This is a genomic window from Acidovorax sp. FJL06, assembly GCF_003852545.1.
Lineage (GTDB): Bacteria > Pseudomonadota > Gammaproteobacteria > Burkholderiales > Burkholderiaceae_C > Acidovorax.
This window is the reverse complement of sequence record NZ_QAJR01000034.1, coordinates 122996-131024: the sequence shown is the minus strand read 5'-3', so window position 1 is coordinate 131024 and position 8029 is coordinate 122996. Positions and strand designations below refer to the sequence as shown.

Annotated in this window: 8 protein-coding genes and 1 pseudogene; 2 read left to right on the top strand and 7 right to left on the bottom strand. The window is 65.5% G+C overall.

Annotated elements, in window-relative coordinates; all coding sequences use genetic code 11:
- The 6 genes and pseudogenes from DBV10_RS19030 to DBV10_RS19005 all read right to left on the bottom strand — a co-directional run.
- A pseudogene (locus DBV10_RS19030) lies at positions 1 to 276 on the bottom strand (energy transducer TonB); the annotation flags it as partial.
- Positions 277 to 374: 98 nt separating this feature from the next.
- Entirely contained in the window at positions 375 to 647 is a 273-nt protein-coding gene (locus DBV10_RS19025; protein ID WP_124515162.1) for a bacterioferritin-associated ferredoxin, read from the bottom strand.
- A 155-nt stretch (positions 648 to 802) separates the two neighbouring features.
- Positions 803 to 1951: an alpha-hydroxy acid oxidase gene (locus tag DBV10_RS19020; protein WP_124515161.1), complete on the bottom strand. Its 1149-nt coding sequence runs from the start codon at positions 1949 to 1951 to the stop codon at positions 803 to 805.
- Between the two features lie 127 nt (positions 1952 to 2078).
- Complete coding sequence (locus DBV10_RS19015; protein WP_124515160.1) at positions 2079 to 2771, bottom strand: Fe2+-dependent dioxygenase; 693 nt, start codon at positions 2769 to 2771, stop codon at positions 2079 to 2081.
- Positions 2772 to 2841: 70 nt separating this feature from the next.
- Entirely contained in the window at positions 2842 to 5091 is a 2250-nt protein-coding gene (locus DBV10_RS19010; protein WP_124515159.1) for a TonB-dependent siderophore receptor, read from the bottom strand.
- Between the two features lie 239 nt (positions 5092 to 5330).
- On the bottom strand, positions 5331 to 5651 hold the full coding sequence (locus tag DBV10_RS19005) for an SWIB/MDM2 domain-containing protein (RefSeq protein WP_124515158.1): 321 nt from the start codon (positions 5649 to 5651) through the stop codon (positions 5331 to 5333).
- A gap of 358 nt (positions 5652 to 6009) precedes the next feature.
- Here DBV10_RS19005 and rraA point away from each other — a divergent pair, with 358 nt between their 5' ends.
- Positions 6010 to 6522 carry a ribonuclease E activity regulator RraA gene (gene rraA / locus DBV10_RS19000; protein WP_124515157.1) on the top strand — a complete coding sequence of 171 codons (513 nt, stop codon included), beginning with the start codon at positions 6010 to 6012 and terminating at the stop codon, positions 6520 to 6522.
- 44 nt (positions 6523 to 6566) lie between these two features.
- Here the strand turns inward: rraA and DBV10_RS18995 are convergent, their stop codons facing one another.
- A complete protein-coding gene (locus DBV10_RS18995; protein WP_233589984.1) occupies positions 6567 to 7475 on the bottom strand; it encodes a DMT family transporter in 909 nt (302 codons plus the stop codon).
- Between the two features lie 86 nt (positions 7476 to 7561).
- Here DBV10_RS18995 and DBV10_RS18990 point away from each other — a divergent pair, with 86 nt between their 5' ends.
- Positions 7562 to 7996: a gamma-glutamylcyclotransferase gene (locus tag DBV10_RS18990; RefSeq protein WP_124515155.1), complete on the top strand. Its 435-nt coding sequence runs from the start codon at positions 7562 to 7564 to the stop codon at positions 7994 to 7996.
- The last annotated feature ends 33 nt before the right edge of the window (positions 7997 to 8029 follow it).

Here is an 8029-nt window from a genome sequence, read left to right as displayed (position 1 = left end):
AATGGCCAGGGGCATGGGGGCCGGGCGCGGTGCCATCTTGGGCGCGGGGCGCGGTGGCGGCGGCGGGGCGGGTGGCGGTGGGGTGATTTTGGGCGGGGCGGGCGGTGCGATGAATTCGCTCAGCAGCTCGGCGGGCACGATGACTTCGGCCGCGCGGCGCAGCAGGCCCGACTGCAGGGCCCAGAGGCCCGCCACATGCAAAGCCACCACGGAACCCACGATCACGGCATTGCGGCTGACACCGCCAGGGGTGGCGAAACGATCAGGGTGAGACATAAAAATGATAGCTACTAGCGCTCTACTATCAAGCGCTAGAACCCTAAAAGACCTTTGTTATTTGCGGAAGATCCACCAGGCCGAGCCTGCGACAAGGATCAGGCTGCCTGCGAGTGTAGAGAGGAGTTCCATGACTTGCTTTCCAGGATGGAGCTGGCAAGCTGGATCGTCTGCGGCGCCGCCTCGTTGTGCAAGGCGGCCACCGGGTTTGAAACACTGCACTGCGCCACCACATCGCGGGCGCAGCTCTCGCAGCACCCGCATTGGGTGGCCACGCCCAGCTCGAACTGAATTTCATCGAAGCTCATGCCTGCGCGCGCATGGCGGGCGATCTCACGGTCGGAAATCCGGCGGCAAACACAGACGATCATGGCGGCAGGCAGTGTGGCTGGCTGTTGAAGGAATGGAAGGCATTATAAATACGAATCTCTCGCATTTGCAATAAATCATTCCTGCCATCAGGGGGAAGGCCTTTGATCGGCGTCAACACCTGCCATCGGCCATCGCCACCGATTGCGGTCGCCGGTCATTGCAGGCCGTGGCGAAAGGCCGCGTCTTCTCCTGCATCCAGCAGCGCTGGCGTGGCGTCGGCCAGCGTGGCGCAACCGGTGAGCGCCATGGCGATTTCCAGCTCGTCGCGCAGCAGGCGCAGCACATGGGCCACGCCTGCGGCCCCGGCATTGGCCAGGCCCCACACGGCGGGGCGCCCCACCAGCACGGCCGAGGCCCCCAGGGCCATGGCCTTGAGCACGTCGGTGCCGCGCCGGATGCCGCCGTCCACCAGCACCGGCACGGCCCCGCCCACGGCCTGGGCCACGCGGGGCAGGACGGTGGCGGTGGCGGGGGCGGTGTCCAGCGTGCGCCCGCCGTGGTTGGACACGATCAGGCCCGCCGCACCCACCGCGATGGCTTGGCGCGCATCGGCCGGGTGCAGCACGCCCTTGAGCAGCACGGGCAGGTGCGTGATGGACCGCAGCCAGGCCACGTCGTCCCAGGTGGGGGCGTGGTGCAGCAGGCCATCGAACAAAGCGCTTTGGCTGGGGCGCAGGTCGGGTTGTGGCGGCGGGGGCAGGCCTGCAAGGTGGACCGGGCCTATGCCGGGCGGCAGCCGGAAGCCTGCGCGCCGTTCGCGGTCGCGCACGCCACTGGTGGGGGCGTCCACCGTGAGCACCAGGGCTTCGTAGCCCGCTGCCTCGGCCCTTTGCACCAGCGCTTGGGTAAAGCCCCGGTCGTGCTGCAGGTAGAGCTGGAACCACAGTGGGCCGCGCCCCGGGTCGGGTTGCACGGCCTCGGCCACGGCTTCGAGCGACACGCTGGCTTGGGTGCTGAGCACCACACCCGCGCCCAGTGCGGCCGCGGCATAGGCCATGGCCAGTTCGCCATCGGGGTGGGCCAGGCGCTGGAAGGCGACCGGGGCCAGCAGGATGGGGTGCGCGAGCGTGCGGCCCAGCAGTTGCACCCGGGTGTGGCCACCCGCCAGGGGGCGCAGCACGCGGGGCCACAGGGGCAGGGCGTCCCAGGCGCTGCGGTTGGCCTGCAGGGTGATCTCGTCGGCCGCGCCGCCGCTGAAGTACGCCCAGGCGTTGTCGTCCAGCTGCTGGCGCGCCTGCAGTTCGTGGTCTGCCAGGTTGGCGATCTCAGGCGGCAGTCTGTGGCGGGCGGGGGTGTAGGTCATACCAATGAAAAAAGCACCTGGCGCGCATTCAGTGTGCGCGAGGTGCTATTGAAGTAGGAGTAAATCTGGCAAGGCAGGGGGCCACGGCGCGAAGGGGCCGTGGTGCCCGGGTGCCAGGTGCGGTGGCTCACACGTCGGCCCACATGCGCAGCAGGTTGTGGTACGTGCCCGAGAGCGCAATGACGGACGGGTCCGTTTCGCCCACGCTCTGGCGCAGTCGCAGCAGCGACATGTCCATGTCGAACAGCAGTTGCCGTTGCTCCAGCCCGCGCACCATGCTTTCGACCCAGAAGAAGCTGCTGATGCGGTGCCCGCGTGTGACGGGTGACACCTGGTGCACGGTGCTGCTGGGGTACAGGACCATGTCGCCCGCAGGCAGCTTGATGCGTTTTTCACCCCAGGCTTCGGTGGCCACGAGTTCGCCGCCGTCGTAGTCCTCCGGCGGGGTGAGGAACAGCGTGCACGACAGGTCGCTGCGCACCCAGCAGTTGTCGGCCTTGGAGTGCATGACGGCGCTGTCGACATGGTTGCCGTAGAAGTTGGCGCCGTCGCCGTAGTTGTTGAACAGCGGGTTGTAGATGCGGCGCGGCAGGGCCGCCGAGAAGAAGAGGGCGTTGCGGTGCAGCGCCGCCTTCACCATGGCCTGCAACTGGGTGGACAGTTCGCTCGCCTGGGCCAGTTGCAGGTTGTTCTTTTGGTGGACTGCCTGGCCGCCTGCGCTGCGGGCGCCGTCCACCCAGGGGGTGTCGGGGGCCCAGAGTTGTTGCCGGAAGAAGGCAACTTCTTCGGCGGTGAGAACGTTGGGGATGTGCAGAAACATGGTGGCCGATTGTGACTCCGCCCCAGTGAAGGGGCGGAGTCGTTTCGTCAGAACATCAGCGCATCGAAGGTCAGAAGCGCGTCTTCAGCGACACCTGCACGGCGCGGGGGGCACCCGGCGTGTAGAAGCCACGGTACAGGCCATCGGCATACGTGCGGTCGAACAGGTTGCTCACGTTCAGCTTGAGCGAGGTCTTGTCGTCAAACGCGTACTCGGCCATGGCGTCCATCACGGCAAAGCCGCTGGCGTACACCGCACGCGAACCCTCGGGGTTCTGCTTGCTGCGGTAGGTCAGGCCCGCGCCCACGCGCAGCTTGGACGTGACGGCATAGGTGCTCCACACGCTGCCGCTGTGCTTGGGGGTGAGGCCGGGGCGGTCGCCCTGCACCTGCGCACCGCCGCCGTTGGCGGCCAGCACCACGTTGCTGTGGTCGATCTTGGCCGAGGGAATCCAGGTGTGGTTGGCAAACAGCTCCCACTTCGGCGTCAGGCGGCCTGCCAGGTTGAATTCCATGCCGGTGGCGTGGCGCTTGCCGGAAAGCAGCTCTTGCTGGGCAGCAGTGTCGGGGTCGGTGTTGCGCTCGTTGTACTTCTCGCTGCGGAACACGGCCACACCCAGCAGGGCGCGGCGTTCGAACAGTTCGAACTTGCTGCCGATCTCGAAGTTGCGGCTCTTTTCCGGGGGGGTGTTGGCCGTGCGTGCCGTGTTGGCGCCAGGGTTGCCGAACTGGTAGGTGTCGCCCGAGGTGTTGTACGAGGTACCGAACGATGCGTAGTACGAGGCCAGCTCATTGGGCTGGAATAGCAGGCCCACGCGCGGGCTGAACAGGCTGTCGGAGCGGGAGTTGCTCAGGGCGCCGGTGGCGTTCTTGTAAGACGCCTTGAAGTTGTCGTAGCGCAGGCCGGCCACCAGCTTCAGGCTGTCGTTGAGCGAGAGCGCGTCCTGGAAGTACAGGCCCAGGTTGCGCGATGCGAAGGTGTTCCACTGCACCGGTGCACGACCGTCGGCCACCCAGGCGCCATCGTTGGGCGCACCCACGGTGGTGGTGGGACGGGTGGTGGTATTGGGGTAGTTTTGGTTGCGCTTGGCGTCATCGTCGTAGTAGTCGACGCCTGCCAGCACGGCGTGCTTCTTGCCGCCCCAGTTGAAGGTGTTGTTGTAGTCGCTTTGCACCTGCAGCACTTCGCTTTCGCCCAGGCGGCCCTTGGAGCCACGCGTCAGCACGGTGTTGCCGTTGATCTGGTCCAGCGTGATGGCGCTGTTCTGGAAGCCGATGGTGCTGGCCAGCAGGTCGCGCTCGTACTTGCCGTAGCGCAGGCGCGTGGTCAGCTCGCCGTTGTCGTCAAAGCGGTGGATGTGCCCCAGCGTGACGTACTGCGAGGAGGTGTTGTTGTGGTCGCTGGCCAGGCCGTAGTAGTTGCGCGCGTCCAGGGGGGTGTTGATCTTGCCGTCGACCAGGCGCCAAGGGTGGTTGTACAGCGGGCGGCCTTTGGATTCGAGGTAGTACAGGCCGATCGAAAATTCGTCGCGCGTGCCAATGCCCCAGGCGAAAGTGGGCGCAATGCCGCGCTTGTCCTGCTTGGCGCCGTAGTTGTCGGCTTCCTGCACCATGGCGTTCAGGCGGAAGGCCGAGTTTTCACCGGTCTTGAAGTTGAAGTCGCCAGTGGCGCGGTGGTACTTGCCGGAGCCGAAGGTGTAGGCCGCCTCGTGCTGGTCGATCAGCAGCGGGTACTTGTTAACTTGGTTGACCACGCCGCCGGTCGAGCCCTTGCCGAACAGCATGGAGGCAGAACCCTTGAGCACTTCGATGCGGTCGTTGTTGAAGGTGTCGCGCTCGATCAGTGGCGCGTCCTTCATGCCATCCACATAGATGTCACCGGCCTGGCCCAGCGAGAAGCCGCGCAGGCGCACGTCTTCCTCGCCGGTTTCGCCCGCCAGGAAGGTTACGCCCGCTGTGGTGCGCAGCACTTCGCGGAAGTCGTCCTGGTTGCGGTCGTTCATCAGTTTTTCGGTGAACACCGTCACAGACTGGGGGATGTCCTTGATGTCCTGCTTGCCTTTGCCGACCGTGGTCTTCTTAAGGAGCAGGGTATCCTTGCCCTGGACTTCGGCGGCTTCCTTGACGGTCACGGTGGACAGGGTGGTTTCTGGCGTGCCGGTCTGCGCCATGGCGCCCATGGAGGCGGCCAGCATCAGTGCGCCCAGGGGCAGCAAGGCCTTGTCGGACGCCGCGGTGAGGGGGGTTGCGGGGGCAAGGAAAGCGGGGGATGTGGGGGTACGCAGCGCGGAGCTGCGGCGCTGGGCGCGTGATTTTGCCAAGATGGCCTCCGTCGATGGGGGTGCAGGGGTGCGGTGTGCAGGTGGCGCGTGGGGCGCCAGGAGCAGCGAGAGGCAGTGGCTAGGTCATCATGGCTGTGCGTCGTCGTGCTGCTTTATGTTACATCAAATGCGGGTCATTCTCATTTGTGTTGATGTTTGCATGCCACAGTTTTGGCGCGTTTTCAATGAAAAAAGCCGGCGGAGCCGGCTTTTTTTGTGCTGCGGGTGCAGGGCGTCTTTTACTTGACGTGCTTGCCGATCAGGCCGGCCAGTTCAAACATGGACACCTGGGGCTTGCCAAACAGTTCCTTGAGCTTGGCGTCTGCATTGATGTTGCGCTTGTTGGCTGCATCCTGCAGGTTGTTGGCCTTGATATAGACCCACAGCTTGCTGATGATCTCCGTGCGTGGCAGCGGTGCCGAGCCCACCACGGCGGCCAGCGCGGGGCTGGGCGTGAGCGCCTTCATGAAGGCGGCGTTGGGGGTGCGCTTCTTGGCGGGGGCAGCGGCCTTCGTGGCTGCTGGGGCTGTGGTTGCCGGAGCTTTTTTTGCAGTTGCCATGTTGGGGTTTCCTTGTTGGAAGTAAATTTTTTACCAGCGAAAACGACGCTTTCCCACTGGCAGAGCGATGCTAATGGGAAAAAAACGCGTTTCCAAGGGAGAAACGGCTTTTTTTGCCTCGATTTGTAGCCGTGGCGCCGCGTGGCGCGCAGCAATTCGCGGCAGGGCCGCGCCAGCCTTGACAAAAGCCACGCGTGCCCGGCCTGCCGGGCCCCTGGCCGTAGGGGGGCTCTGCGCAGACAATTCCGGGCCGGGCTTCGGCTTTCGGGGTGCCCTGGTTGTTTCGGCGTGTTTCTTGTCCCAGGCCTGTTGTTCGTCTCGGTGTTACGGTCTCATTTTCTGAAAGGCTTTTGTTGCTATGTCCGCTGCCTCCATTCCTCCCTTCTCCACCTGCGACTTCTGTGATGTGCACAAGGCCGATGCAAGCGGCGCGTTCCGTGTCTTGCCGCCCGTCTTCCAGAGCTATGGCGGCAGGCGGGCCTTTGCGGGCCCGGTCAGCACCGTCAAGTGCCACGAGGACAACACCTTTGTCAAAGCGGCGGTGGAGTCCCCTGGCGAAGGCCGCGTGCTGGTGGTGGATGGCGGGGGCTCGCTGCGCCGTGCGCTGCTGGGGGGCAACCTGGCGGCCGCAGCGGCACGCAATGGCTGGGCGGGCATCGTGGTGGATGGTTGCGTGCGCGATGTGGCAGAGCTGAACGCGGCAGCCGTGGGCGTGCGGGCGCTGGCGCTGATGCCGCTGCCCACCGAGCGGCGTGGCGAGGGCCAGCGCGATGTGGCGGTGCTGATCCAGGGCGTGTGGGTGCGGCCGGGCGACTGGTTGTATGCCGATGCCGATGGCATTGTGGTCAGCGCACAGGCGCTGGCGGCCTGATAGCGGCCTGATGCCGGACTGGCTAGCGGCCGGCGCAGGCGGGGTCAGCGGGGGCGGTTGCCCCGGCCCACGCGCAGCGCGGTGCGTGAGGGCAGGGTGGCCATCAGCACGCTGGCCAGGGCGATGGTGAACGCGAGCAGCTGCATGCCCGTGAGCGACTCGCCCAGCACCAGCACCCCCACCAGGGCAGCGCTGACCGGCAGCAACACCGAGAACACGCCGCCCTGGGCTGCGGGGACGACCTTGAGCCCCGTCATCCAGAGCCACACGGTCCACATGCAGGCTGCCAGGGCGTAAAACAGCAACAGCGCCCAGGTGCCCCAGCCGACGGCACCGAAGTTGAAACCCAGCGCCAGGTACAGCCCGAACGGCGTGGTCAGCACAAAGCCCCACAGGTTGATGAGCGCGGTGATGCGTTTGGGCCCCAGGCTGCCCGTGAGCTTCTTGCCGATCACCGTGTAGGCTGCTTCGCAGACCACGGCCCCCACCAGCAGCAGTTGCCCCAGCCAGGCCTTGTTATGGGCATTTTCAGGGTCTAGCGCCTGTGTGGCGTGCGCTGAATGCTCTGGTTTTGATAGTGAAAAGAGCGCAATACCCACTACGGCACAGGCCACAGCGATCCAGGTGCGCGGGGCCACGCGCTCGCGCAGAAAGGCCCAGCCCATCAGCGCCACGGCGGCAGGGATGGCGGCCAGGGTCACGCCGGCCGAGACCGCATCGGTCAGGCTCACGCCATAGACCATGCAGATGGTGAACAGGAAGTTGCCCAAGAACGATTCCAGAAACAGCAGCCGCTTCGTCTGCGGGGTGAGTGGGGGCTCGTCGGCCGGCTTTTTGAGCCAGTGCACCATGGCCAGGCCCCCGATGCCAAAACGCATCCAGGCCAGCAGGAACACTGGCAGCACCGCCGCCAGGGGCTTGGACAGCGCCACGTAGCTTCCCACCAGCGCCATGCTGAGGGCCAGGCACAGATAGGCAAAAGGGCGGTTGGGCGTGTTCACTAGACTGGGGGACGGTTCAACAAAAAAGAGTGCGCATCATGCCCGACGAATCCATGCCGGCCCGGCCGCCCCGCTGCGTTTTTGTGTATGGCACGCTGCGCCGCGGGGGCAGCAACGACATCACGCGGCAGCAGCCCCCGCCCCGTTTTGTGGGGGCTGCGCAGGTGGCCGGGGTGCTGTACGACCTGGGGGCGTATCCCGGCATGGTGCTGGGCGGTGATGGGTGGGTGGTGGGCGAGGTCTATGCCATCGAGCCCGCGCTGGAGGCCGTCCTGGATGCCATCGAAGGCGTGGAAGGCAAGCCTGGCGATGAGTACATCCGGCAAGAGGTGGTCGTGCCGGTGGCGGGGCAGCCGATGGCCTGCCTGGTTTACGAAATCAACCGCCAGCGCGTGGTGTCGGCCCCGGTGATCGTGCAGGGCGACTGGTTCAAGGCGATGTCCGGGAAGGCGCCTGAATTTCCCGTAATATGAAAGCAATATTTCTTAATATGGAATGCGATAGAT